General features: G+C 68.9%; 19 protein-coding genes and 1 riboswitch. Of the genes, 14 read left to right on the top strand and 5 right to left on the bottom strand.

The features are described 5' to 3' along the window. The first annotated feature begins 36 nt into the window (after nucleotides 1–36). Nucleotides 37–1,017, top strand: coding sequence for an alpha/beta hydrolase (locus EV648_RS05380; protein ID WP_132285575.1), 981 nt, complete (start codon nucleotides 37–39; stop codon nucleotides 1,015–1,017). A gap of 84 nt (nucleotides 1,018–1,101) precedes the next feature. Next, the gene (locus EV648_RS05375; protein ID WP_132285573.1) at nucleotides 1,102–3,393 is read left to right on the top strand and encodes a LuxR C-terminal-related transcriptional regulator; all 2,292 of its coding nucleotides are present in this window, start codon (nucleotides 1,102–1,104) and stop codon (nucleotides 3,391–3,393) included. 154 nt (nucleotides 3,394–3,547) lie between these two features. Here the strand turns inward: EV648_RS05375 and EV648_RS05370 are convergent, their stop codons facing one another. Then, nucleotides 3,548–4,915, bottom strand: coding sequence for an aminotransferase class V-fold PLP-dependent enzyme (locus tag EV648_RS05370; protein WP_132285571.1), 1,368 nt, complete (start codon nucleotides 4,913–4,915; stop codon nucleotides 3,548–3,550). A 16-nt stretch (nucleotides 4,916–4,931) separates the two neighbouring features. After that, nucleotides 4,932–5,046: riboswitch (SAM riboswitch) on the bottom strand. Between the two features lie 180 nt (nucleotides 5,047–5,226). Between EV648_RS05370 and EV648_RS05365 the strand changes: the two genes are divergently transcribed. From EV648_RS05365 to EV648_RS05320, 10 genes are all read left to right on the top strand, one after another. Beyond that, the gene (locus EV648_RS05365) at nucleotides 5,227–5,598 is read left to right on the top strand and encodes a VOC family protein (RefSeq protein WP_132285569.1); all 372 of its coding nucleotides are present in this window, start codon (nucleotides 5,227–5,229) and stop codon (nucleotides 5,596–5,598) included. 40 nt (nucleotides 5,599–5,638) lie between these two features. Next, nucleotides 5,639–6,157 (top strand): DinB family protein, encoded by a 519-nt coding sequence (locus tag EV648_RS05360; RefSeq protein WP_132285567.1) that lies wholly within the window; start codon nucleotides 5,639–5,641, stop codon nucleotides 6,155–6,157. Between the two features lie 35 nt (nucleotides 6,158–6,192). Further along, nucleotides 6,193–7,077 (top strand): DUF4184 family protein, encoded by an 885-nt coding sequence (locus tag EV648_RS05355; RefSeq protein ID WP_132285565.1) that lies wholly within the window; start codon nucleotides 6,193–6,195, stop codon nucleotides 7,075–7,077. A gap of 2 nt (nucleotides 7,078–7,079) precedes the next feature. After that, nucleotides 7,080–9,689: a DNA translocase FtsK gene (locus EV648_RS05350; protein ID WP_199234436.1), complete on the top strand. Its 2,610-nt coding sequence runs from the start codon at nucleotides 7,080–7,082 to the stop codon at nucleotides 9,687–9,689. A gap of 3 nt (nucleotides 9,690–9,692) precedes the next feature. Beyond that, on the top strand, nucleotides 9,693–10,265 hold the full coding sequence (locus EV648_RS05345) for a hypothetical protein (protein WP_132285563.1): 573 nt from the start codon (nucleotides 9,693–9,695) through the stop codon (nucleotides 10,263–10,265). 92 nt (nucleotides 10,266–10,357) lie between these two features. Continuing rightward, nucleotides 10,358–11,113 (top strand): RodZ domain-containing protein, encoded by a 756-nt coding sequence (locus EV648_RS05340; RefSeq protein WP_132285561.1) that lies wholly within the window; start codon nucleotides 10,358–10,360, stop codon nucleotides 11,111–11,113. Between the two features lie 202 nt (nucleotides 11,114–11,315). After that, a complete protein-coding gene (rimO, locus tag EV648_RS05335; RefSeq protein WP_132285559.1) occupies nucleotides 11,316–12,947 on the top strand; it encodes a 30S ribosomal protein S12 methylthiotransferase RimO in 1,632 nt (543 codons plus the stop codon). Then, nucleotides 12,944–13,567, top strand: coding sequence for a CDP-diacylglycerol--glycerol-3-phosphate 3-phosphatidyltransferase (pgsA, locus tag EV648_RS05330; protein WP_132285557.1), 624 nt, complete (start codon nucleotides 12,944–12,946; stop codon nucleotides 13,565–13,567). Before rimO ends, pgsA begins: the two co-directional genes overlap by 4 nt. Continuing rightward, nucleotides 13,564–14,094, top strand: coding sequence for a CinA family protein (locus tag EV648_RS05325; RefSeq protein WP_132285555.1), 531 nt, complete (start codon nucleotides 13,564–13,566; stop codon nucleotides 14,092–14,094). The genes pgsA and EV648_RS05325 overlap by 4 nt, the downstream gene beginning before the upstream one ends. A gap of 151 nt (nucleotides 14,095–14,245) precedes the next feature. Continuing rightward, nucleotides 14,246–14,536: a helix-turn-helix domain-containing protein gene (locus EV648_RS05320; protein ID WP_132285553.1), complete on the top strand. Its 291-nt coding sequence runs from the start codon at nucleotides 14,246–14,248 to the stop codon at nucleotides 14,534–14,536. 103 nt (nucleotides 14,537–14,639) lie between these two features. Here EV648_RS05320 and EV648_RS05315 read toward each other — a convergent pair whose 3' ends face one another. From EV648_RS05315 to EV648_RS05305, 3 genes are all read right to left on the bottom strand, one after another. Further along, nucleotides 14,640–15,071 (bottom strand): DUF4262 domain-containing protein, encoded by a 432-nt coding sequence (locus EV648_RS05315; RefSeq protein WP_132285551.1) that lies wholly within the window; start codon nucleotides 15,069–15,071, stop codon nucleotides 14,640–14,642. Nucleotides 15,072–15,175: 104 nt separating this feature from the next. Further along, nucleotides 15,176–15,961 (bottom strand): Fpg/Nei family DNA glycosylase, encoded by a 786-nt coding sequence (locus EV648_RS05310; RefSeq protein ID WP_132285549.1) that lies wholly within the window; start codon nucleotides 15,959–15,961, stop codon nucleotides 15,176–15,178. A 24-nt stretch (nucleotides 15,962–15,985) separates the two neighbouring features. Continuing rightward, on the bottom strand, nucleotides 15,986–20,578 hold the full coding sequence (locus tag EV648_RS05305; RefSeq protein WP_132286693.1) for an ATP-dependent helicase: 4,593 nt from the start codon (nucleotides 20,576–20,578) through the stop codon (nucleotides 15,986–15,988). Nucleotides 20,579–20,658: 80 nt separating this feature from the next. Between EV648_RS05305 and EV648_RS05300 the strand changes: the two genes are divergently transcribed. Together EV648_RS05300 and EV648_RS05295 are read left to right on the top strand one after the other, a co-directional pair. Then, on the top strand, nucleotides 20,659–21,849 hold the full coding sequence (locus EV648_RS05300; protein ID WP_132285547.1) for a hypothetical protein: 1,191 nt from the start codon (nucleotides 20,659–20,661) through the stop codon (nucleotides 21,847–21,849). Continuing rightward, on the top strand, nucleotides 21,846–22,040 hold the full coding sequence (locus EV648_RS05295) for a DUF3046 domain-containing protein (RefSeq protein WP_132285545.1): 195 nt from the start codon (nucleotides 21,846–21,848) through the stop codon (nucleotides 22,038–22,040). Before EV648_RS05300 ends, EV648_RS05295 begins: the two co-directional genes overlap by 4 nt. A 9-nt stretch (nucleotides 22,041–22,049) precedes the next feature. On the opposite strand, the gene EV648_RS05290 is transcribed toward EV648_RS05295, so the two are convergent. Next, on the bottom strand, nucleotides 22,050–24,173 hold the full coding sequence (locus tag EV648_RS05290; RefSeq protein WP_132285543.1) for an MMPL family transporter: 2,124 nt from the start codon (nucleotides 24,171–24,173) through the stop codon (nucleotides 22,050–22,052). Nucleotides 24,174–24,326 lie beyond the last annotated feature (153 nt).

Below are 24,326 nucleotides of genomic sequence, written 5' to 3'. Positions count from 1 at the left end.
CGAGCTACCAGTCCCACCTGAGCAGGGAGAAGTCAGATGAGCGCATCGTTCGAGGTTCCCGACGCCGGCACCGACCCGAGGATCGAGCGACGGGTCCGCGAGTTCCTGGCCGTGCTGAACAAGAACCCGGATCCCTTCTGGTTGCTGCCGGGCGACGAGGTCCGGGCCACTCTCAGCGGCCTGCAGGCCACCGTGCCCGTCGACCTGAGTGGCGTCGACGTCGAGGAGCGGGACATCTCGGTCGACGGCACAACGACGAAGATCTACATCCAGCGGCCGAGCGGGGTCACCGAGACGCTGCCAGTGATCCTGTTCCTGCACGGTGGCGTGTGGATCGCGGGCGACTTCGACAACCACCAGCGGCTGACCCGGGACCTCGTCGTCGAAACCGGGTACGCGGTGGTCTTCGTCGAGTACACGCCGATCCCGGACGCGGTTTTCCCGACCCAGCTCGAGGAGGCGTACGCCGCGCTGCAGTGGGTGGCTCGCGAGGGCGGGTCGGCCGGTCTCGACGCGAGCCGACTGGCGGTCGCGGGCAACAGCGTCGGGGGCAACCTCAGCGCGGCGCTCACGCTTTACGCACGAGACCACGACGGTCCCGAGATCAAGGCGCAGTTGCTGCTCTACCCGGCCACGGACGCGCGCTTCGACACGGACTCCTACCGTGAGTTCGCCGACGGACGGTTCCTGCCGACGGCCTTCATGAAGTTCGGCTGGGACACCTACGCGCCCGACGAGGCCACCCGCCACAACCCGTACGCCGCTCCGCTGCAGGCCCGGGTGGACCAGCTGGGGGGCCTGCCCCCGGCGATCATCCACACCTCGGGCAACGACGTACTGCGGGACGAGGGTCAGGCCTACGGCCACAAGCTCGACGAGGCCGGCGTCGACGTCATCTCGATCCAGTACGTCGGCCAGATCCACGACATGGCGCTGCTCAACCCGATCCACGACTTGCCGTCCACCCGGGCTGAGTTCCGGCACGCGGCTGCAGATCTGAAGCATCTGCTCGGCTGAATCCCGTCGCGTTCACTACCGCCGCTCGCCCGCTCTGTAATAGATTCAACCTGGATCTGATCGCGGAGCGCGGCGAGGTGGTGGATGACAACCCTGCCTGCGGAGTTGACCAGCTTCGTCGGACGACGCCAGGAGTTGCTGGAGGTCCGGGCCCTGCTCGCCACCAGCCGACTAGTCACGCTGACCGGTCCGGGTGGAGTGGGCAAGACCCGGCTCGCGCTGCGGACCGCAGTACGGGTTCAGCGGACTTTTCCCGACGGCGTGTGGCTCGTTGAGCTCGCAGCTGTGCACGATCCCGGGCTGTTGGCGAAGACGATCGGGATGACGTTGGGGTTGCGGGACGCCGACGAAGATCCGGCGGCCAGGCTGACGGAGTACCTAGGTGACCGGTCGCTGCTGCTGGTGCTCGACAACTGTGAGCACCTCGCTGAGGCGTGTGCGGTGCTCATCGGGCGGCTACTGCCGGCCGCGCCCGGCATCCGCGTGCTCGCGACCAGCCGGCACGTCCTAGGTGTCGAGGGAGAACATGTGTACTCCGTGCAGCCGCTCGTCGTCGGTGAGGTCCGCGACCTGGCCGACGCCCACGAACGGGACGTCGTGAGGTTGTTCGCTGATCGAGCTGTGGCGACGTCCGCCGGCTTCACGGTCGATGAGCAGAACTGGTCTCAGGTCGTCGAGGTCTGCCGGCGGCTGGATGGGATCCCGCTGGCCGTCGAACTGGCCGCTGCTTGGCTACGCGTGCTCTCGGTCGACGCCTTGCTGGACAGGCTCGACAAGGTGCTGGCTCCTGGAAGCAGGTCAAGTCCTGCGCGGCACACGCTGGCGGCGACCATCGACTGGAGTCACGCCCTGTGCACTCCGGCAGAGCGAACACTGTGGGCCAGGCTCTCCGTCTTCGCCGGAGGATTCGATCTCGCTGCGGCTGAGGAGGTCTGTTCAGGTCGGGACGTCGCACCACTCGACGTGCTCGAGTTGCTCGCCAACTTGGTGGACAAGTCGATCGTGCAATCGGAGCAGGGGACTGCACGCTTCCACCTTCTGGAGACGATTCGCCAGTACGGACTTCGACGACTCCGCGAGGCGGGGGAGGAGGACGCGGTACGGGCCCGCCACCGCGATCACTACCTGCGGCTTGCCGAGGGATGGAGCCGGGACTGGCGCCGCAGCACCGCTCAGACCAAGACGTACGCGCAAGCCAGGCAGGAGCACGCCAACCTCCGCGCAGCGCTGCAGTTCAGTCTGGGGAGTCCGGACCAGGTGGCGATCGGTCTGCGGCTGGTTGTCGCCCTGCACTTCCAGTGGTTGTTCTGTGGTCATCCGGCTGAGGGCAGGCTCTGGCTGGAACAGGCCTTGGAGCTCAACCCGGAGCCCAGCCGAGACCGCGCTGCGGCGCTGGGCATCACCGCGTACGCGCTGAGCCTGATGGGGTACGCCTCATCGACCTACTCCCACGCCCAGGAGGCCGACGCATGGGCGCGGAAGCACCAGGACGAAGACATGCTCGGCCACACGAAGTTTCTCCTCGGCTCCTACTACTTCCTGACTGGTGAGATCGAGAAGTCGGCGCCGCTCTTCGAGGAGTCGATCAGGCGTCTCGAGGGCCTGGGGGAGCCGAGCAGCTTCGTGCTGATGCTCTACTCGGCCGTCGCGCAGGCCGAGCTCTGGCAGGGGCATCTCGCCGAGGGCATGGCGCTCGCCCGCCGGGCTCTCGGGCGCTGCGACGACACTGGCGAGCAGTTCGCTCGCCGCAGCTTGCTCTTCGCCGCCGCGCTCGCGGACTGGATGCAAGGCAACCATGACGAGGCGGTCAAAGGTCTGACGCAGGCCATCAGGCTCGCGCAAGCCTTCAACGATGTCCTTGGCGCGATCAACTCGCTCGAGCTGCTGTGCTGGACGACCGCCGCTTCGGGGCGGCACGAGCGCGCAGCCGAGCTTCTGGGAGTGGCGAACAAGGTGTGGTCGCTGGTCGGTGGGCACCGGTTGCTGGGCTCGCTGAAAATGATCGACGCCCATGACGCCTGCGAGCGGGACGTGCTGAACGCGCTCGGCAGTTCCCGCTACCAGGCGGCCTTCGACCGCGGGACGGCCGCGTCCGTGGAGTTCCATCAAGCGATGGTCTATGCCGTGGGGCGCGAGGCAGACGCCGACGGCGCGGTGGCTCCCGCCCGGCCCGGAAGAGGATCGCTGAGTGAGAGGGAGTACGAGGTGGCCGAGCTCGTGGCGCAGGGACTGACAAACAAGGAGATCGCGCTCCGCCTGGTGATCAGCCGGCGGACCGCGGAGTCACATGTCGTCCACATCCTCGACAAGCTCGGCTTCAACTCCCGCAGCCAGATCGCGACCTGGCTGACGAGCCGTCGGTACGACGCTCGCTAGTCCGGGGTGACTCGCTCATAGTCCGGCGTGGCTGGTTCTGCTTGGCGTTTGCCGCTCACCTTGCAGGGCTGCTGCCGGACGCTTCTGCCACCTACCAGGCCTGGGTCTCTCCGAGCGGTGGATCGGGCTCAGGCGGTTGGCAGGTGCGGGTGTGTCACCAGATCTGGGGGGCCTCGAGGTCGCGGGGGTCGCCTACCGGCTGACAGCCGTGGGCGGACTCGACGTACTCCGACGCCGGGCCGGTGGTGGCGAGGGTGCGGACCGCGGTGACGAGGCGATCGACGTGCTCGCGGCTGGTACCGAGGCCTAGGCTGGCGCGGACGGCCGTTCCGTGCTCCGGGGACTCGGCGAGCAGGTGACCGACCAGCGGGTGGGCGCAGAACTTGCCGTCCCGCACGCCGATCCCGTACTCCGCCGAGAGTGCCGCGGAGACCACGGTTGAGCTGACCCCCTCGACGGTGAAGCAGACGGTGCCGACACGGTCCGCCTCGGCTCCGAAGATCGAGTACGTCGTTACACCGGGGATCTGCGCCAGGCCGGTGCGAAGCCGGGCGAGCAGGCTGCGCTCGTGCTGCTCGATGGCCTCGCGGTGCTTGCTGATCGCGGCACAGGCCGCGGCCAGGGCGATCGCGCCGATGACGTTGGGGGAGCCGCCTTCGTGGCGCGCCGGACCCTCGTTCCAGACGGTGGCTTCGGGGGTCACGGCGGCGGTGGCGCCACCGCCGTACAGATACGGGTCGGCCGCGTTCAGCCAGTCGGCGCGGCCGATCAGGGCGCCCGCGCCGTACGGGGCGTAGAGCTTGTGGCCCGACAGGGCGACCCAGTCGACGTCGAGCTCCTCGATGTCCACCGGGCGGTGCGGCGCCAGTTGGGCGGCGTCGAGGCAGACCCGCGCGCCGTGGGCCTTGGCGACAGCGGCGATCTCCTCGATCGGGAAGATCTCGCCGGTGACATTGGAGGCGCCGGTGAGGACGACCAGGCGCGGGCCGTCGGGCGCAGTACGGAGTGCGTCGGCGACGGCAGTCACGGCTGCCGTCTGGGAGGTCGGAGCCGCGAGGCGGATGGTGCGCTCGGCCGGCCAGGGGAGCAGAGCCGCGTGGTGCTCGGACTCGAAGACGATCACGGTCGCGTCGGCCGGCACCGCTCGGGCCAGCAGGTTCAGGGCGTCGGTGGTCTGCCGGGTGAAGATCACCTGGTCTGTGCTGCGGGCGCCGACGAAGGTGTGGACCTCGCTGCGCGCCCGCTCGTACCACTGGGTGGTGATCCGGGAGGCGTACCCGTTGCCACGATGCACCGACGCGTACGACGGGAGGGCTGCCTCGACGGCCGCGCGGACCGACTCGAGACAAGGCGCGCTGGCTCCGTGGTCGAAGTTCGCGTAGTCCGTCACCCGGCCGTCGGCCAGCGGTACGAGCAGGTCGGCCGCGACGGTGGCGGGGATGCTGCCGGAGGTGAGCCGCGCGACGGCCGGACGGCTGCTCGCGGCGGAGTTGGCAGGCTCGAGGATGGAGAGGATCGACATGGTTCTGCTCCCGGGTGGTCCGCACTTGCCGATTCGGGGTATCCGAACGGCCGGGTCCTCACCCGGGGCACCCCACCGCGGAGGAGGGTTGCCGGCCAGCAAGCCGGGGCTTCGCGCTGGCACTCATGACCTGCCGAAGACGGTAACCAACGACCTTGTCCGTGCGCCAGCAGCTATCTCATTAGATGGGATAGCCGGACATATCGTGAGACAGCGATCTTCCGGAAGGCTCTCCTGGCCCTTACGTCCGAAGAACTGCTGACCCGGGTCCGCACTTCTTCGGACGCTAGGGTCTGGACGATGATGGCGGCATGATCGGACGACTTCACCATGTGGTGCTCGACTGCCCGGACCCTTCGGCGCTGGCGCGGTTCTATTCGGAGCTGACCGGGCTGCCGATCACCTACGAGAGCGTCGACTGGGTGGTGATCGCGGTGAACGACACGACTTCGGGGCTGGCGTTCCAGCTCGCGTCGGATCACCGGCGGCCGGTCTGGCCGGATCCGGAGCGGCCGCAGCAGTTCCATCTCGACGTGATGGTCGACGATGTGCAGGCCGCCGAACCGCAGGTCCTGGCGCTGGGCGCCCGGAAGCTGTCCGGCAATGTGTTCGAGGACCCGGCCGGCCACCCGTTCTGCCTCATCCCGCGTCCGGGCTGGGCGCCCCCGGTCCATCCCGGCTAATCAGTTGGTGCGGTGGCGGTCGGCGGGGGAGGATGCGCGGATGACCTGGACCGCGCCTGAGATCGAGCGACCCGAGGGTTCGCTGGTGGCACCCGAGCGGGAGTTGCTCGCCGGCTACCTGGACTTCTACCGAACGACGTTGCTCTACAAGTGCGTTGGCCTGACCGCCGAGCAGTTGGCCGTCCGGCCTGCGCCGCCCTCGAACCTCTCGCTGCTCGGGCTGATCCGCCACGCCACGAAGGTGGAGCGCATCTGGTTCCGCATCCACTTCGCCGGCGACGACCCGGCCGAGCCCCTGTTCGCGCCGGAGCTCGGAAAGGACGCGGACTTCGAGCTGATCGACGCCAGCCGGGCGCAGTCGGAGTACGAGGCTCTGATCGCCGAATGGGCCCTCTCCGACAAGGCCGCCGAGGGCCACTCCCTGGACGACCGCTTCACCTTCAGCGGCGAGCCCTCGAGTCTCCGGATGATCTACATCCACCTGATCGGCGAATACTCCCGGCACTGCGGCCACGCGGACCTCCTACGCGAACAGATCGACGGTGTCACCGGCGCCTGAGGATTTAGACCTCCTGGGCAACTAATGTGCGGCGGGTGCCTTTTCCGTTAGCGCATCCGGCCGCGGTGTTGCCGTTGATGCGAGGCCCGTTGGTGGCGTCGGCGCTGGTGGCGGGTGCGGTCGCGCCGGATCTGCTGTACGTCGGTGCCGCCTACCGGTTCGCGACCATGTACATCGACGGGAACCTCACCATCACGCGGACGCACGAGTTCTCGGCTGCGTTCTGGCTGGACCCGCTGCTGGCTCTGCTCATCCTGCTGGTCTTCCATTTGCTGGTGAAGCGGCCGCTGCTCGCCCTGGCTCCCGCCGCCCTCGCCGGCCGATTGCCGTCGCCTGCTGTGCGCCTCCGGATCCCCAGCCTCGTGGATCTGTTCTGGATCGTGGTGTCGACGGTGATCGGCGCGTTCACCCACGTGCTGTGGGACTCGTTCACGCACTACGACGGGTACCTCGTCCGGCACAACTGGAAGTTCTTCACCGCCGACATCACCCCGTTCTGGGACCTCAACCGTGTGCTGCAGTACTTGAGCAGCGTGGGCGGCGTCCTGGTCATCGCGATCTGGCTGTACTTCTGGTGGCGCAAGACCCCGCCCAGCCCGGTCGACTCCAGCCGTTACGTCCCCGCACCCGCCCGGTACGCCGTACTTGTGGCGGTGGTCCTTCTGGCCGCAGCTGCCGCCAGTTGTGGAGGTGGGCCGGGCCGAGGGTCCGCTGCTCGGGGAAGCGGTCGCGCGGCTGCTGCTGACCGGGGCCGCCTCAGGTGTGCTCCTGGCACTCGCCGGGTATGTGCTGATCTGGCACGCGCTGGGCCTGAAGAGGCTTCAGCGGGAGCGGGTGGCGGGGTTGTGACCCTACGGATGGGGCGGTGTGATCGGCGTGTGACACGTGTGACTCGAGAGGTAGTCGGGGTAGCCTGCTAGATATGGCGACCCGCACGTCTTCCCCGGCGCGGGCGCGGAAGTCGGCAGCCAACAGTCCCGGTACGGGCCGGTCGGCGGCAGGTGGACGCTCCCGTCCGTCAGGTGCCCAGAAACGTGGGCAGAGCGCGAAGCGCAGTGGTACTACCGCTGCGCGCACGGCCGCGCCCAAGTCGAGCGGCGCCGGTCCTTTCGCGGCCGCCATGCTGGCCCTCGGGCGAGGGCTGATCAAGTGCTGGATCGGGATCGCACACCTGCTCGGTGGCATGGTCCGCGGAATCGGTCACGGCGCCCGCGACCTGGACCCGGCCCACCGCCGCGACGGCGCGGGCCTCACGCTGATCGGCCTCGCGCTGGTCGTCGCCGCCGCGATCTGGTGGAACCTGCCCGGTGCCGTCGGCAACGGAGTCCGCACTGTGGTCGGCGGCAGCGTCGGCATGCTCGGCTGGGCCGTGCCGCTGATGCTCCTGTTCGTCGCGCTTCGGACGCTGCGCCACCCGGACCGCAACGGCCCCGCCGGGCGCCAGGTGATCGGCTGGACCTCGTTGTCGCTCGGCGTGCTCGGACTGGTCCACATCGCCAACGGCCTGCCGCGTCCCGGCAATCCGGCCGACGGCAGCCTGAAGGAGGCAGGCGGCGCCATCGGCTACGTGGTCTCCTCGCTCCTGTCGGACCTCCTCACGGAGTACGTCGCCGCGCCGCTGCTCGTGCTGCTGGCGATCTTCGGCGCGCTGGTCGTCACCGGTACTCCGATCTACGCGATCCCGCTGCGGGTGCGGGCCGCGTTCGACGTGCTGCTCGGGCGGACGGAGATCCCGGCCGACGCTCCGTCGGTCACGGCGCAGGCCGACGACACCGTGCGGCTCACCCGCAAGGAGCGGCGCGCCAAAGCCGCTTTGGACGACGACGGCGAGCCCTCCGTCAAGCCGTACGACTCGCCGGTGCTCGAGGGCCGCGAGATCTCCAAGCGCGGCCGGAAGAAGGCCGCCGTGGGGCCGGAGGAGGATGGCGACGACGTCGACGCGGCGGCCGACACCGAGGCCGAGCCGGCCTGGAAGGCCGCAGCCGCCTCGAAGGCGGAATCCGCTCCCGAGCCGCCGCCGCACACGCCGATCCCGCAGCGGGTGGAGCAGCTCAGCCTCTCCGGCGACATCACCTACACGCTCCCGGACGGCCAGATCCTGAGGCCCGGTTCGGTGCACAAGGCGCGGACGAAGGCGTCGGACGTCGTCGTGGACCGCCTGACCGAGGTGTTCGACCAGTTCGGCATCGACGCGCAGGTCACCGGCTACACCCGCGGCCCGACCGTCACGCGGTACGAGGTCGAGCTCGGCTCCGCGGTCAAGGTGGAGAAGGTCACCGCGCTGAGCAAGAACATCGCCTACGCGGTGGCCAGCGCGGACGTCCGGATCCTGTCGCCGATCCCGGGCAAGTCCGCGATCGGCATCGAGATCCCGAACACCGACAAGGAGATCGTCAGCCTGGGCGACGTGATCCGGTCGGCGACCGCGCGCAACGACCACCACCCGATGGTGGCCGGGCTCGGCAAGGACGTCGAGGGCGGGTTCGTCGTCGCCAACATGGCGAAGATGCCGCACCTGCTGGTCGCGGGTGCGACCGGCTCCGGCAAGTCGTCCTTCGTCAACTCGCTGATCACCTCGGTGCTGATGCGCTCGACGCCGGACGAGGTGCGGATGATCCTGGTCGACCCCAAGCGGGTCGAGCTGAACAACTACGAGGGCATCCCGCACCTGATCACGCCGATCATCACGAACGCCAAGAAGGCCGCCGAGGCGCTGCAGTGGGTCGTGCGCGAGATGGACATGCGCTACGACGACCTGGCGGCGTTCGGCTTCCGGCATGTCGATGACTTCAACAAAGCGGTCCGCGGCGGCAAGGTCAAGCCGCCCGCGGGCAGCGAGCGCGTCCTCACGCCGTACCCGTATCTGCTGGTGATCGTCGACGAGCTCGCCGACCTGATGATGGTCGCCCCGCGAGACGTCGAGGACTCGATCGTCCGGATCACCCAGCTCGCCCGGGCCGCCGGTATCCACCTGGTGCTGGCCACGCAGCGGCCCTCGGTCGACGTCGTGACCGGTCTGATCAAGGCGAACGTGCCGTCGCGGCTCGCCTTCGCCACCTCGTCGCTGGCCGACAGCCGGGTCATCCTGGACCAGCCGGGGGCCGAGAAATTGGTCGGACAGGGTGACGGGCTGTTCCTGCCGATGGGCGCGAGCAAGCCGATGCGTATCCAGGGCTCTTGGGTCACCGAGAACGAGATCCGCGCGGTCGTCGAGCACTGCAAGGAGCAGTTGCAGCCGACGTACCGCGAGGACGTCACCGCGGTGGCCGGCCCGAGCAAGGATCTGGACGACGAGATCGGCGACGACCTCGACCTGGTGGTGCAGGCGGCCGAGCTGATCGTCTCCACGCAGTTCGGGTCCACCTCGATGCTGCAGCGTAAGCTCCGGGTCGGCTTTGCCAAGGCCGGCCGGTTGATGGACATCCTGGAGAGCCGGGGTGTGGTCGGGCCGAGCGAAGGGTCCAAGGCCCGGGACGTGCTGGTGAAACCTGACGACCTAGAGGACTTCGTCGCCACATTGCGAGGAGAGTGACCCGTGACCGCCCATACCGCGATGGCTCGGTCTGAGCAGCACGCTGTCGACCCGGATTCCGTCGCCACGGAGTTCACCATCCGTGCCTCCCAGAAGGTGCACGGGGGCCTGGCCCTCGGCGCCGTCCTGGTCGCGCTCGGATTCGCCGCCTCCGCTTCGAGCAGCCCCACCGGTGTACTGCGCTGGATCGCGGCCGCGGCGTTCGGCGTACTGGCGGTGATCTGCGCCCGGGCGATGACGGTCGGGGCGCTACTGGTCGCCGACGAGGTCGGGATCCGGTTGCGGATCCGCAACGAATGGATCGGTACTCGCTGGGAAGAGATCGAGGAGGTCACCGTCCTGCCACGGCGGCACCTGCTCGACGACGGGCGGATCGCGGTACACCTGCTGGACCCCGGGCCGGTGCTCGGAGCGATGTCGCAAGCCAGTCGCAAGGTGACTGATGCCAACCGTCGCCTGACGGGAACCTCACTCGCGGTACCGTTCGGGTTGACGGCTCGGCCGTCGAACGGGGAAGTGGTTCAGGCGCTGCACTTGCTGGCAGACACCAGGTGTCCGGTCAGGGAACAACTCTGACATCCGCGTGACCCCGTCTGACCAAGGCCGTTGACTGTGGTGTCAGCGGATCTGAACAAACTTGTCGACGACGGTGGAGAGGCGGTGGAGACGTGAGCATCGGCAGCGAGCTCACGGCGGCCCGCGAACGGGCTGACATGACGATCGAGCAGTTGAGTGCCTCGACCCGGATCAGATCCGGTCTGCTCGCCGCCATGGAAGCCGACGACTTCACCCGCTGCGGTGGCAATTTCTATGCCCGCGGCCACATCCGTGCGATCGCCCGCGTGGTCAAGACCGACGCCGAGGTGTTGCTGGCGAAGTTCGACGAGACGCATCCGGAGCCCGACGCCGACCGCAGCCGCCGCGACGAGCGCGCGCAGGTCCGGCGACCGACCCTGCACCCGGCACGTCCGCGCTGGGCCGTGGTCCTCGGCGCGATCCTGGTCGGCCTGATGGGCTGGGGAATGGTCCGCCTCTTCACGCTCCCGAGCGACGTGGAGGCCAACGCCTCCAAGACCGCCCCGACCCCGGTCGTCACCACGCCCGCTCCCAAGGTGACCGTCAAGCCGTCGGCGAAGCCCAAGCCCCCGGCCAAGCCGCCGGTCGTGAAGCCGGGCATCGTCAAGCTCACCCTCACCGCCCGCGGCGACGGCTCCTACGTCACCGTCCGGAACTCCAGGGGCGTCCGCCTCTTCCAAGGCCGGCTGGGCCCGGGCTCCACCCAGACCATCGTCAACAAAGGCGAAATGCGAGTCTCCCTGGTCAACGGCGGCAACATCACCGTCCTGATCAACAACAAGTTGTCCATCCCACCCGCCAAACGCTTCACCATCACCTCCACCGGCAAACTAACCAGACCGAACTAACGATTCGGCGAGGGCCGGTCGCCATCCCGCACCCGTCCGCGCGGGTGAGTGGGACCTGCGCGTTCGCTGGGTGGTTCAGGGTCCGGTGCCTTTCGCGTAAGTCGGTCCGGGGTCCGCGCCCCTCACATGGGTGGGTTGGGATCCTGGCTCTTCGTGGGCGGCTGATTTCGAGGCGTCGGGTGCAGCAGTCATACTCGGAGTGATGACTACGACTCCCACGACCGTCGCCCTGGTCACGCTGGGCTGTGCCCGCAACGATGTCGACTCCGAGGAACTGGCCGGACGGCTCGAGGCCGGCGGCTTCCGCCTCGTCGACGACGCCGCCGAGGCGGACACCGTGGTGGTGAACACCTGCGGGTTCGTCGAGGCCGCCAAGAAGGACTCGGTCGACACCCTGCTCGCCGCCTCCGACTACAAGGAATCCGGCCGGACCCAGGCCGTCGTGGCCGTCGGCTGCCTGGCCGAGCGGTACGGCGAGCAGTTGGCCGAGGCGCTGCCCGAGACGGACGCCGTGCTCGGCTTCGACGACTACGCGGACATCTCCGAGCGGCTCCGCTCGATCCTGTCCGGCACCAAGCACCAGTCGCACGTACCGCGCGACCGCCGCAAGCTCCTCCCACTCGCCCCGGCCGACCGCGCGAACGCCACCGGCGTAGCCCTCCCCGGTCACGGCAACCCCCACGACACCACCGCAGTCAACGCTCCAGCGGGTGACGACCTCACTCGTGAGGCGTTGGTGGGTGGCGAGGCCGCAGGCGACGGCGGCGTGGACGGCAAGGAGCTCAAGGGGCGGACCGTGAAAGCGGCCGACCGCGAGTTGACGATCGATGCGCCTGACCTGGCCTCCGCGCCGGCGAGCGGACCCCGGATCATGCGTCGCCGGCTCGATGGTGGCCCGATGGCCCCGCTGAAGCTCGCGTCCGGGTGCGATCGTCGTTGTGCGTTCTGCGCGATCCCCGCCTTCCGCGGCGCGTTCGTGTCCCGTCGTCCCACCGAGGTACTCGGCGAGGCGCACTGGCTCGCCGAGAACGGCGTCCGCGAGGTCTTCCTGGTCTCGGAGAACTCCACCTCGTACGGCAAGGACCTGGGCGACCTCCGCCTGCTGGAGACCCTCGTCGCCGAGATCGCCGAGGTCCCCGGCCTCACCCGGGTACGCGTGTCGTACCTGCAGCCGGCCGAGATGCGACCGACGCTGATCACGGCGATGGCGTCCACCCCGGGCGTCGCGCCGTACTTCGATCTCTCCTTCCAGCACGCCTCCGGACCACTGCTGCGGCGGATGCGCCGGTTCGGTGATGCGGAGCGGTTCCTCGAACTGATCGAGCAGGTCCGCGCGCAGGCGCCGACCGCCGGCATCCGCAGCAACGTGATCGTCGGGTTCCCGGGGGAGACCGAGGAGGACGTGGACATTCTCTGCGACTTCCTTTCCCGCGCCGGACTCGACGCGATCGGTGTGTTCGGGTACTCGGACGAGGACGGCACCGAGGCGGAGACGTACGACGGCAAGCTGGACGAGGACACCATCGCGGCCCGGCTGGATCGCGTCACCCGGCTCGCCGAGGACCTGACCTCCGCGCGCGCCGAGTCCCGGATCGGCGAGACGGTCGAGGTGCTGGTCGAGTCGATCGACGGCGACACCGCCGAGGGCCGTGCCGCCCACCAGGGGCCGGAGGTGGATGGTTCGACCACGCTGACCGGGCTTCCCGACGGCCTGGCCATCGGCGACCTGGTCTCTGCCGAGGTGGTCGGAACCGAGGGTGTCGACCTGATCGCCGAATTCGCCGCGCACGTGGGCACCCGAGAGGGCGTCGCGGCAGCTAACCTGACCGCGTGACCATCCCGCCGACGAATCCGGTGCCGCACGCCGCCTCCGGACCGCTCAGCGCGCCGAGCGCCTGGAATGTGGCGAACGCGCTGACGGTTCTGCGACTGGTGCTGGTGCCGTTGTTCGTGTGGTTGCTGCTCCGCGACGGTGGCCAGGACACCGAGACCCGGCTGCTCGCGACCGCCGCGTTCGTAGTGGCGATCGTCACCGACCGGTTCGACGGCGACATCGCGCGCCGGTGGAACATGGTCACCAACTTCGGCAAGATCGCCGACCCGATCGCCGACAAGGCGCTCACCGGAGCCGCGTTCATCGGACTGTCCATCCTCGGCGAGCTGCCGTGGTGGGTGACCATCGTTGTGATGGTCCGTGAGTGGGGCGTCACCGCGCTGCGCTTCTGGGTGATACGGCACGGCGTGATGCCCGCCAGCCGCGGCGGCAAGCTGAAGACCGTTCTCCAGGCGATCGCGCTCGGCCTCTACCTCCTTCCGTGGCAGTCGGTGGCCGTTCTGCACTGGACGGCAGTCGTGTTCATGGGCGCGGCCGTGATCGTCACCATCGTCACTGGCCTCGACTACGTCGGCCGAGCCCTCCGCCTCCGGGCCGCCGCGAAGCGCCCCCTTCCATGAGTCAGGAAGCGCCCACTCCCAGGGGTCAGGACGCCGTCGGGACCGCGCTACAGCGGCTGGTGGAACTGGTGAAGAACCGCGGGGAGACCCTCGCCACGGCCGAGTCGCTCACCGGCGGCCTGGTGGGCGCAGCGCTGACGGACATCCCGGGCATCTCCGCGATCTACCGCGGCGGCGTGGTCGTCTACGCGACGGACTTGAAGGCGACCCTCGCAGGCGTTCCGACGGACCTGCTGGCCCAGGTGGGCCCGGTGCACTCCGACACCGCAGCAGCCCTCGCAGCCGGCGTACGGGAGCGGCTCGGGGCCACCTACGGCCTGGCCACGACCGGTGTCGCCGGCCCGGACCCGCAGGACGGGATCGAGGCGGGCACGGTCTATGTCGCGGCGGCCGGTCCGGACGTTGTAAAGGTACGAAAATTGTCCCTGAGTGGGGACCGGGCAACCATCCGCCGCGGCAGCGTCGAAGCTGTTCTGGACCTGGCGGCAGAACTCGTGGCGGAAGATCTGGCCGTACCGGGGTGTTGAGACCAGCATGGGGACAGGTAAGGCAGACTGGTACGGCGCACCGAAGCTGGACATTGCGAGGAGTAGTGACCCGGCAGCGGGTACCGTTGGTTCTCACGGACGGGCTACGGTGCGAGTAGGTTCGGTCCGACAGGCGGAAGGGAGAAACCTCATGGTGCTGGTTCGTGGCCTGCTGGGCGACGTCCTGCGGCGCAAGCGGCTGCGCCAGGGGCGCACTCTGCGCGAGGTGTCCGCCGATGCAAGGGTCAGCCTGGGCTATCTCTCCGAGGTGGAGCGCGGTCAGAAGGAAGCCTCGAGCGAGCTGCTCGCCGCCATCTGCATGGCGCTGGAAGTTCCCTTGTCGACGATCTTCGCCGAGGTGAGCGAGGACCTGGCCCGCGAAGAGGCTCTGGTGCTGGCTCATCCCACCATCGAGACCGAGGTCGTCGCCTCCGCCGCCTAAATCGCGGCATTGCTCACGGCCTGACTCGCGGTAGTGCCCGCGCCTGACCGCCGGTCCGGCCTGACGCTGGGCCTGCCTTGCGGCTTGGCTTCTCCTGCGCGGTTCATCGGTTGCCGCCCATCCAGGCCATGTTGCTCGGCCAGACGAACTGCAACGCCTGGATCGGCGGATCTCCGGCGCGTCTGAACATCCCGTTCGCCGTATAGAGGTGGGTCGTGGAGTCGGGAAAGCGGAGCAACTGCGGCTTCTGCCCAGTCGGGTAGAACCGGCTCAGGTCATCACCCTCGTCGAAGCGCTCCCCGTCGAGCACGGCCCGGACGAGCGGTCCGAGGTCGCCTTGGACGGACTCCGGCCGGCAGTTGAACGTGATGAACTCCGGATGACCCCGCAGGCTGAGCCCGAGCGTGTAGGCGAAGGCCGGATTCCGTTGGTCGTCACCCTCGATGAACTGCACGGTCCAGCCGTGCGTCCGGATGCTGTCCACGAGTCGCTGCAGGTACTCGTCGTTCGTGATGCCGCCGCACACGTCGCACATGGTCTTCTCCTCCTCAGGTCGAACAGATGTTCGATTCGACAGAGAAGATATCCGTCATCTCGCCGGTGCCGCGGGGTTATCCACAGACGCCAGGGCAGCCGAGGTCAGAGCTCAGGCTGGCAAGTGGGGCACCAGTAGCTGACGCGGTCCTGGGGCGGCTCGCCGATGTGGGCAGTCTGGATCGTCGTCCCGCACCGCCGGCACTGCTTTCCGGCGCGCTCGAAGACCCAGGTCCGCTGACCCGGACGATCCACGCCGGTAGCCACCTGAGCGGCGCGCCGCAGGTTCGACTTCAGCAGGCGGCGACTGAGGTCCACCGCCGCACCGAGATCCACGGATGACACCGGGCGCCACGGGTGCAGCCCCAGGAGGAAGCAGACCTCGGTGCGATAGAAGTTCCCGATCCCGGCCAGGTTCCGCTGGTCCAGCAATGCTTCACTGATAGTTCGTTCGGGTTCGGCGGCGAGGTTGGCGATCGCGAGGGACCGGTCGAAATCGGGGGATAGCAGGTCGGGGCCGAGGTGCCCCACCACCGTGTCCTCCTTCTCCGTCTCGACGAGTTCGAGCACCGGCAGCCGATACCCGACGGCCACCCAATCAGCGGTCTCCAGCACGACCCTGATCTGGAAGTCCGGGCCGCCCTTCCAGGACTCACCAGGGCGGTACAGATGCCAACTGCCATCCATCCGGAGGTGACTGTGGATCGTCAGCCCATCCGACACCCGCATCAGGAGATGCTTGCCGCGCGCAACGACTTCCGTCATCGTGCTCCCGCCGAGGTCGGCTGTCGCCAGGGACGGCACCCGGAAGTCGGTCCGCGTCAGCTCCCGACCGCCCAGGGCCTCGTTGAGACGCTTGCAAGCGCGCCAGACGGTATCTCCTTCAGGCACGGCTCAATCCCCCTCAGACATGGCTCAGGCCCGGAGCCGCAGTCCGCGTGGCGTCGCGTGGAACCCAGCCTTCGCCAGGGCATCCCCGAAGGCCGTGTGCCGCACCTGCTCGCCGTCCGCGGTCTCGACGCTGAGCTTGCCGAGATGGCCGTCCCTGATCGCAAGCGCGAGCGCATCTACAGCAGGCTGCAGCAGGTCCGGGTCTTCGGTGAAGCTGAGCACGGTCCGCCCGCCGCGCTCGACGTAGACGATCAGCCGCCCGTCCACGAGCATCACCAGAGCGCCCGCCTTGCGCCCCGGTCGATGACCACCCGCGTTCTCCCGCTCGGGCCACGGCAGCGCCGCACCATAGGGATTCGCCGGATCGGAAGCAGCCAGTACTACGGCCCGCGCCGCCGGCTCCTCCTTACGCCTCCCGGCCGCGGAGTTCGGCGCGCTGGTCGGAAGCTCAGCCATCGCCCGCAAGCGATCCACCGCGCCAGGCAAGGCGAACTGCGCCGCACCGAGCCCCGCCACGAAGTACCCGCGACGGCAGCGTCCAGACTCCTCGAACGCGCTCAGCACCTTGTAGACCGCGGCGAATCCACCCGGCGTCCGCTCGGTGATCACCGAGCCGCGAGTGACGATCCCGTAGCGGTCGAGCAGTGTCTCCGCCGCGGCATGAGCGCGTCTGGTGGCATCCGGGTTCCGCTCAGGCAGCAGAGACCAGCGGCCGCCTGCCGTGGGCGGACCACTCCGCGATGGCATGGCGGGCCGCCCTGGCCGGGTCGGACGACCCGGGCGCGGGCGGGGCGGAGTACGGCGGGTTCGGTGGCTGCCTCGGCCGCCGCCGACCAGGGAGCGCACCGGGGCCAGCGTGTCGTTGGTCAGGTGCCCCGCCCAGACCAGATCCCAGAGGACACCGACCAGCGTCTCGTCATCGACCACGCCGGCACTCGCGCCGACCACGTCGCTCAGTTGCCGGAAGAAGAACGCCCCTCCGCCCGACAGCGCGTCGAGCACAGCCTGGTGGGTCTCACCAAGCTCGAAGGCGGGATCCGGATCGGGCAGCGTCAGATCGCAGTTGTCCGCGAGATGCAACGAGACCCAGCCGTCCGTGCCCGGCAGCGAACCCGAGCCCGCCCAAACCACCTCGCCCGTCGCAGTCAGCTCATCCAACATGGACGGCTGGTACCCGGGGACGCGTGACGGCAACACGATCGACTCCAGGGCCGACGCGGGCACAGCACAACCCGCCAGCTGCTCAACGGCGCCCAGCAGCACGTCGTACCCACGGCCGCGGCTGCTGGTGATTCCCTGCCAGGCAGGCAGGAAGCGCGCCAGCGCGGCGGGATCGACAGGCTCGACCTCCTTGCGGAGCGCAGCGAGGGAACGACGGCGGAGCAGCCGGAGGATCTCCGAGTCGCACCACTCCATCGCGATGCCGCCAGGCAGGAATTCGCCTTCGACCACCCGCCCGGCAGCCGCCAACCGCCGCAGCGCATCCGTCACCACAGCCACGCCGATCCCGAGGTGGGTGGCAAGGTCGATCGCGCGGAATGGGCCATGTGTGCGGGCATAACGAGATACCAGATCGCCCAGCGGATCCGCGACAGATTCGGCGTGAGCCTCGGCGACACCCGGAGGCAGCGGTACTCCGAGGGCGTCGCGCAGCCGGGCGACGTCCTCCACCACGGCCCAGCGGTGCTCGCCCGCGATCCGCACACGGACCACTCGCCGGGCAGCGGCAAGGTCGGTCAACCAGGCCTCGGCGTCCGAGCCGTCCACACAACGCTGCGAAGCCTCGGAGATCGACAGCGGCCCGACCAGCCGTAGTACGTCGAACAGGCCTTCGGCATCGCGGGCTCGACGGTCTTCCGCCAGGCGCTGCAGTTCGGCCTCGGTGCGCAGTACGACCTCTGCGTCGAGGAGTTCGCGCAGCTCGGTCCGGCCCAGCAGCTCCGCCAGCAACCCCTGGTCCAGGGAGAGGGCGGCCGCGCGCTTCTCGGCGAGCGGGGTGTCGCCCTCATACATGAAGGCGCCCACGTAGCCGAACAGCAGAGACTTCGCGAACGGCGAGGCCTCGGGCGTCTCGACCTCGACCACGGAGATCCGGCGCTCGCCGATCCCGGTCAGGAGATCCTTCAGCGCGGTCAGGTCATACACGTCCTGCAGGACTTCCCGCAGCGTCTCGAGCACGATCGGGAACGAGCCGTACTTGCTGGCGACGCTGAGGAGCTGCGCCGACCGCTGACGCTGCTGCCACAGCGGGGATCGCTTGCCCGGATTGCGCCGGGGGAGTAGCAGCGCCCGCGCCGCACACTCACGGAACCGCGCGGCGAACAAGGCCGATCCGCCGACCTCAGCGGTGACCAGATCCTCGATCTCGGCCGGGTCGAACAGCACCAGATCCGCACCCGGCGGTGCCTCGTCGGTCTCCGGCAGGCGCAGCACGATCCCGTCGTCACCGGAGACGGACTGCGCGTCCATCCCGTACCGCTCCCGCAGGCGGGCGGCGATCGCCAGAGCCCAGGGGCCGTGCACCTGACCGCCGTACGGCGAGTGGATGCAGACGCGCCAGTCGCCCAGCTCGTCGCGGAACCGCTCGACCAGGATGGTGATGTCGTCCGGGATCCGGCTGGTGGCCTCGCGCTGCTCGGCGAGATAGGCGACCAGGTTGTTTGCCGCGTACTCGTCCAAGCCGGCGTCGCGTGCGCGTTTGACTGCCTTGGCTTGTGGCAGCGAGGCCATCGTCCGGACGAAGGCGCCGGTGGCAGCGCCCAGCTCGGCCGGACGCCCGACGGCATCGCCCTTCCAGAACGGGAGCCGCCCTGGTTGACCGGGAGCCGGTGAGACCAGCACCCGATCGTGGGTGATGTCCTCGATCCGCCAGCTCGACGCGCCCAGGGTGAAGACGTCGCCGACCCGCGACTCGTAGACCATCTCCTCGTCAAGCTCACCGACGCGGTGGTTGGTGGACTCGCCGACCAGGAAGACGCCGAACAGGCCGCGGTCGGGGATCGTGCCGCCGCTGGTCACCGCCAGGCGCTGAGCCCCCGGCCGGCCGGAGATCTCGCCGCTGACCCGGTCGAACACGATCCGCGGCCGGAGCTCCGCGAACTCGTCCGACGGATAGCGCCCGGACAACATGTCGAGCACCCCGTCGTACGCCGAACGCGGCAACGTGGCGAACGGGGCGCACCGGCGTACGAGGGCATAGAGCTCGTCCACATCGATGGTGTCGAGGGCAACGATCGAGACGATCTGCTGGGCGAGTACGTCGAGTGGGTTGGCCGGGATGTGCAGGCTCTCGATCAGGCCGTCGCGCATCCGCTGGACCACCACGGCCGTGTCGACCAGGTCGCCGCGGAACTTCGGGAACAGCACACCTCGCGAGGTCGCGCCGACCTGGTGCCCGGCGCGGCCGACCCGCTGCAGACCGCTTGCCACGGACGGCGGCGCCTCGACCTGGATCACCAGGTCGACCGCGCCCATGTCGATGCCGAGCTCGAGGCTGCTGGTCGCGACCACGCAGGGCAGTCGCCCGGACTTCAGGTCTGCCTCGATCAGCGCGCGCTGCTCCTTGCTGACCGAGCCGTGGTGGGCCCGGGCGATCAAAGGCGGTGCTGCGAGGGACGCACCCGACTGAGCCATGAGTTGCGCGGGTGAGCCTGCGTCAGGCAACTCCAGCTCCGCCCGCTCGGCAGCGATCTCGTTCAGCCGTGCGGTGAGCCGCTCAGCGAGGCGACGTGAGTTGGAGAAGACGATGGTGGAGCGGTGGGCCGAGATCAGGTCGAAGACATGCTCCTCGACATGCGGCCAGATCGAGGCATGCTTAGGCGGCCCGGCGGCTGGGCCGGAGACCTCGATCTCGGTGTTTGCGAGCTCGGCCATGTCCTCGACCGGCACGACGACACTGAGATCCCACTGCTTGGTGAACTTGGGCTGGACCACCGTGACGGGCCGCTCGCCGCCGAGGAAGCGGGCGACCTCCTCGACCGGCCGGACGGTCGCGGACAGGCCGATCCGCTGCGCCGGCTTGGGCAGCAGCGCATCGAGCCGCTCGAGGGTGAGGGCGAGATGGGCGCCGCGCTTGGTGCCGGCGACCGCGTGCACCTCGTCGACGATCACCGTCTCGACGCCCTTCAGCGACTCGCGGGCTTGCGAGGTGAGCAGCAGGAACAGCGACTCGGGAGTGGTGATCAGTACGTCGGACGGCTTCGTGGCGAAGCGCCTGCGTTCGTTGGCCGGGGTGTCGCCGGAGCGCACCGCGACCTCCACGTCGAGCGGAGCCTCGCCGAGCCGCCGGGCGGTCTCGCGGATTCCGATCAGCGGAGCTCGCAGGTTGCGCTCGACATCGACCGCCAGAGCCTTCAGCGGTGACACGTAAAGCACCCGGCAGCGCAGCTTCGGATCCGTCGGAGGAGGAGTGGTGGCCAGCCGGTCGAGCGCCCAGAGGAAGGCGGCCAGGGTCTTGCCGGAACCGGTCGGGGCGACCACCAGCGCGTCCCGGCCCGCGGTGATGGCGTCCCACGCCTCGAGCTGGGCCGGGGTGGCCGCCTCGAAGACGTCGCCGAACCACGCCCGGGTGGCGGGCGAGAAGCGGCTGAACGCGGTGGGTCTCTGCACGATCCCCATCTTGCCGGGTGCCACCGACAGTTCTCGGAGGGCTGACACCGGACAGAGCATTGTCCCCTGCTTCTGGAATGATCGGAGACATGCTGAACCGCGTGCGTACCGCACTCGTCGTCGTGGCCTGTCTGTTCGCTCTGACCGGCTGCGTGAAGCTGGATGCCGACCTCGAGGTGAACACCGACGAGACCGTCTCGGGCAGCATGACGCTCGGGATCGACAAGCAACTGGTCCAGACCAGTGGGCAGTCGCTGGACAAGATCCGGCAGCAGGTCGAGGACGGGATCAAGGGGTCGGACACCGAGGGTGTCACCTGCAAAGCCTTCGAGGACGACAAGTACGTCGGTTCCGAGTGCACCTTCGACAAGGTGCCGTTCAGCAAGATGGGCAGCTCGACCGGCGACGGCGTGAGCTTCCGCAAGGACGGCGACAAGTTCATGGTCAGCGTCAAGGACATGAACCTGGGCAGCATGCCGACCGGCAGCCAGCCGGTGATCAACTTCAAGATCACCATGCCGGGCAAGATCCTGGAGCACGACCCGGGCGCCCAGGTGAGCGGCCGCACCGCGACGTACGACAGCGTGGAGAAGCTGGGCAACGTCTCCCTGACGTCGAACTCGAGCGCCGGTTTCCCGCTCTGGGCCATCATCCTGATCATCGTGCTGGTGGCGTTGGCCGCCGCTGCTGTGGCGTACTTCGTACTCCGCGGCCGCCGGAACGCTGCCCAGGCGCAATACCCAGGTCAGTACGGGCAGTACCCGGGCCAGCCGCAGCCGGGCCAGTGGGGACCCCAGTACGGCGGCCAGCCGGGCCAGCCTGGTCCGTACGGGCAGCAGGGGCCGTATGGCCAGCAGCCGGGTGGATACGGTGAGCAGGGGCCGTACGGGCCGCCACAGCAGTACGGGCAGCCGGGGCCGGGGCAGTACCCTGGGCAACCTCAGCAGGGTCCGCCGCAGCAGGGTCAGCCGGGCCAGTGGGGTCCGCAACCGCAGCAGGGACCGCCGCAAGGGCCGCCTCAGGGTGGACAGCCTGGGCAGGGTCAGGGCGGCGGTTGGGGTCAGCCCCAGCAAGGCCCGCCACACCAGCAGCCTCCGCACCAGGGACCGCCTCCGCAGGGCGGACAGCCGCCGCAGCAGGGGCAGCCTGGGCAGGGACCGGGCGGGCAGGGTCAGAGTGGGCAGGCTCAGGGTGGTTGGGGTCAGCCGCCGCACGGCGGGCAGCAAAGTGGACAGCAGGGCGGCTGGAACCAGCCGCCGGACGATGACGGGCAGGCATGAGACTGACGGAATTCTGGGACCGGATGGACCACCATCTCGGTCCTGCCTACTCGCGGACCTGGGCCGAGACCCAGGTGGTGAGTGAGCTCGGCGGCCGCACGGTCGCCGAGGCATTGGCCCAGGGCGAGCACGCCAAAACAGTCTGGCGCGCCGTCTGGGCCCACCTCCAACTCCCCGCCAGCGAGCGCTGAACCAGTAGATCAGCCACCGGCGAGCGAGGGCTCGGGCTCTTCTTCGGGAAGTTCCTCGCCCGGCTTCGGGTCGCGCTTCTGGGCCAGCTTGCTCGGCCACCACATGTGCCGGCCGATGTCGAGGGTGAGCGCCGTCACCAGTACCGACCGGACCACGATCGTGTCCAGCAGGACACCGAGCGCGACCGCGAAACCGATCTCCGCGAAGGCCACCACGGGCATCGTCGCCAGCACCGCGAACGTGCCCGCCAGCACCAGCCCGGCCGAAGTGATCACGCCACCGGTCGCGGCGACGCCGATCAGCGCGCCGCGACGGGTTCCGTACACCTTCGACTCCTCGTGCACCCGGGTCATCAGGAAGATGTTGTAGTCGATGCCCAGGGCAACCAGGAAGACGAAGACGAACAACGGCAGCGAGGGATCGGCGCCTCCGAACCCGAGCACGTGGGTGAACACCAACGCGCTGAGGCCCAGGGCGGCTCCGAAGGACAGCACGACCGTAGCCACCAGCAGGACTGGGGCCAGCAGGGATCGCAGCAGCAGCGCGAGGATCAGCAGCACCACGCCCAGCACGGTCGGGATGATCACCTTGTTGTCGTGGTTCGACGCGCGTTGCGTGTCCAGCAGGATCGCGGCTCCGCCACCGGCGAGCGCATCGGCTCCGTCAACCGCGTGTACGGCGGCTCGCACCCGGTCGACGGTGTCCTTGGCCGCCTGAGTGTCGACGGCATCCGTCATCGTGCCCTCGAGGTAAGCCAGGTCGCCGGCGGTTCGCGGCTCGGCCACCGAGGCGATTCCCGCCGTCGACTCCATCGCCGTACGGACTTCCGCGGCCTTGTCGGCGTTGCTCACCACGACCAGCGGATTGCCTGCGCCGGCCGGGAAGTGTTCCGCCACGACCTTCTCACCGACCACCGAGTCCGGAGTACCGGTGAAGGACTCCTCGTTCGTGAGCCCGTTGGCGTCGAGAGTGAGCATGCCGAGAGACGCGGCGCCAAGCGCCAGCGAGGTGACGACCCAGGTGAGCCGTGGCCTTATTGCGATCCGCCGCCCGATCCTGCCCCACACGCTCGTCTCGGTGTGGTCGTCGGATCCATAGGTCGGCCGCAGCGGCCAGAACACCCAGCGGCCGGAGATGACGAGCAGAGCGGGCAACAGCGTCAGCATGGCCAGCAAGGCGACCACGATGCCGACAGCAGCGACCGGTCCGAGGCCACGGGTCGAGTTCATGGAAGCCAGCAGCAGACAAAGCATGCCGGCCACGACTGTCGAGCCTGAGGCGATGATGGCCGGCCCCGAGCGGTGCAAGGCGAACGCCATCGCCTCATGCCGATCCTCATGCCGCCGCAGTTCTTCTCGATAGCGAGCCACCAGCAGCAGGGCATAGTCCGTCCCCGCGCCGAACACGAGCACTGTGAGGATGCCTGCGCTCTGTGCGTTGACGGTGAGGTCTGCCTTGGTCGCCAGCAGGTAGACCACCGCTTGCGCGGCGAACAGGGCGACACCGGCGGAGATCAGCGGCAGGAGCCAGAGCACCGGGCTGCGGTAGGTGAGCAGCAGGATGATGATCACCACGGCCGCAGCGGAGTACAGGAGCTTGCCGTCGATGCCGGCGAAGGCCTCCTGCGAGTCCGCGGCGAATCCACCAGGTCCGGTCAAGTGGAACGACAGTCCGTCGGGTCGCTCGGCCGCGATCCGTCGGATGTCGTCGGCTCTCTCACCGATCGTTTCCCAGCCGCCTGAGCCGGCGTTGATCGGCACGAGTACCTGCAGGGCCTTCTTGTCCTCGGACGGAATCGGCCCGATCACCTTGCGGTCGACGTCCTGCAGCTGGCCGAACTGGGCGACCTGAGCCTCCACCGCCTGCTGGTCGGCCGGGGTGATCCCGCTGTCCCGCACGTACACGAGGACGGCCGGGATCTCGTCCGGCGAGGAGAACTGCGCCGAGGCCTTCAGGACCTCGGTCGACTCGGCATTGCCGGGCAACCAGGACACAGCATCGTTCTCCTGAGCACCGGTGAGCTTGCTTGCCGGGCCGAAGGACACCGCGATCGCGACGATCCATAGCGCGAGCACGATCCACTTCGACACCTTGCCGCAAGGCAACGCCGCGAGCCGTCCTGATCCAGCCATTCCGTATCACGCCCCCTAGGGGAGCGGCCCGCCCGTCGTACGCCGGTCGTCCTCGACGCACCCCCCTGGTCAAGCCTGGTGTGTACCACGGCACGCGTCAACGAGCCCCGAGTAGTACTGCGATTACCGTCCGCGCGTGGTCGCCTGGGGACT

The organism is Kribbella sp. VKM Ac-2568 (assembly GCF_004345365.1).
GTDB classification, from domain to species: Bacteria; Actinomycetota; Actinomycetes; order Propionibacteriales; family Kribbellaceae; genus Kribbella; species Kribbella orskensis.
Note: the sequence above shows the minus strand (reverse complement) of the source record. Positions and strands in the feature narration are given on the sequence as shown.